At 29.5% G+C, this 2,059-nt stretch carries 2 protein-coding genes; both read left to right on the top strand.

Translation table 11 applies throughout. From position 1 onward, the window contains the following. Positions 1-92 precede the first annotated feature (92 nt). The gene (locus Q1B05_RS18455) at positions 93-725 is read left to right on the top strand and encodes a hypothetical protein (protein ID WP_299782916.1); all 633 of its coding nucleotides are present in this window, start codon (positions 93-95) and stop codon (positions 723-725) included. 146 nt (positions 726-871) lie between these two features. After that, positions 872-1,861: an SH3 domain-containing protein gene (locus Q1B05_RS18450; RefSeq protein WP_299782914.1), complete on the top strand. Its 990-nt coding sequence runs from the start codon at positions 872-874 to the stop codon at positions 1,859-1,861. Positions 1,862-2,059 lie beyond the last annotated feature (198 nt).

Genomic DNA, 2,059 nt, shown 5'->3' with positions numbered 1-2,059 from the left:
CTCGCGGATTTTCTATTCGGTTTGTATTTGCTAAATTAGGTGCTTAAACGACGCAACTAATCTTATACAAACCGTTGTATGCAATTTGAGAAATGAACCGAAAAACGATAATATTTAGTGGAATAATACTAATCCTCATCGGAATTGGATTATGGCATTTCGGAATGTTTAATCGATATAATTATCTGACTGCTAAATCTGATATCGCAAATAATTCACCACAAAAAATTCTGGTTGGAGAATTGTTGATTTCACCAATAGAAATGAATAAAGTAAGTCGAAATTATGGATTCAAAAACGTCGGATTTGGATGCATTGTGAGCGGAAACGAATTAAACGGAATAGAAATATATAACGCTGAAATTGATAAACATTTAACCGATAAAAACGGAACAGACTGGAAGATAAATTATCAGAAAGAAATTGACTCGCTGACTGAATTGAAACAACTAGAATGGTCAACAAAAAGCGACTCTGATTTTGTTACCTTTTTGAGCATTATCGAATTGAAAAACGCAACTAAAGATGGTGTTTATCTAAACGGATACGTTGTAAATCTTCAATACGATGAACTATTAAAATATGACAATAAAAAAGTTAAGGTTTCTGGCAAGGTTTCAGTTGTAAAAGGAATAGAAAAAGATAAAAATGATGGGTTGATTAGCCAAGGTAGAGAAATTGAAACGAAACATATTGAGAATCCAAAAATTGAAATAATTGAATAAAAAACTGCATACAACACCGTATATAATTTATTGCTTGGTTCTAGCCTACTTACGAAAATCCTCGCGGATTTTCTATTCGGTTTTTATTTGCTAAATTACGTGCTAAACCACGCAACAAACCATATACAAACACGTTGCCTACAATTATGAAAAACAGCATTCTGCCAATAATATTACTTTTATTTACTATGTCTATTTTTGGTCAAAATAGAATGTATGTAACAGCCGAAAGCGGATTAGTTGTTAGAGATAAACCATCTTTGAATTCAAACAAAATTTTCCACCTTCCGAACAATACAATGACTTATGTTAAAGAAAAAACAGGAATCAATTTAGTCATTTTAGATGAAGGAAAAGAAATAAAAGGAGAATGGATTAAAATATATGGATTTGATAATAAAGATACTAAAGGCTATGTTTTTGGAGGTTTTTTAACAATAGAAAAACCTGAAATTTGGTATTCTGGAAAACAAGCATATTATAAAACTTACGATTATGATAATCAACAAGAAGGAACATTTGAGTCAAATAGTTTATCTGAAAAATATTTGAATAGAGATTTACAGATTATTGAGCCGAATATAGAAACCCTAAACCCAAAAGATTTTCCTTACTTTCTAAATCCACAAAATAGAAAAATTGTGCTTTTCGAAAACCATAAAATGAATGATTTAAAACCAGCTGGAATTCTTAACGATTTAACTCAAGTTAGAATTGATTCTACCTTTTACAAGCTCAAATTTAAAGATTACACTAATTGTGTTTGGAATAGAATTAATATAAACGGAAAATATTATTACACAGATGTAGATATTCACGACTTTTCTTTATCAAAAGAATTAGTAAATCTAAATCAAAAAGTTGAAATTATTGGTCAATACGATGGTTATGACGGAGCATATCATTTAGGATATCCTGAATATTTTTTTCTAATTTTCACAGACAATAAAAACAAAGTAATTTACAAAACAAAGGTTCTTGAATTCTATCTAAATGATGAATTTGCAATGGATGAAGATATATTAAAATTAAACTGGAACGAAAATATTAAGTGCTATGAAATTACATTAATCGGACATCAAGAAAAAATGAGAATTAACTGGAATGGAAAAAAAGCTGAAATAAAAAAACTGTAGGCAACACCGTATATAATTTATTGCTAGTTCCAGCCTACTTACGAAAATCCTCGCGGATTTTCTATTCGGTTTTTATTTGCTAAATTTAGTGCTTAAACCACGCAACAAACCATATACAACACGTTGTGGTGCATTTACACAAACATCCTGAAAGCATTGAAAAATAAAGAAATTAATGGAAATGAAAGAGTTTTTTAA

Origin of the sequence: uncultured Formosa sp., assembly GCF_947500765.1 — a bacterium.
In the GTDB taxonomy this organism is placed as follows: domain Bacteria; phylum Bacteroidota; class Bacteroidia; order Flavobacteriales; family Flavobacteriaceae; genus Formosa.
The sequence above is the reverse complement of the archived record's forward strand: the minus strand, read 5'-3'. Positions and strand labels throughout refer to the sequence as shown.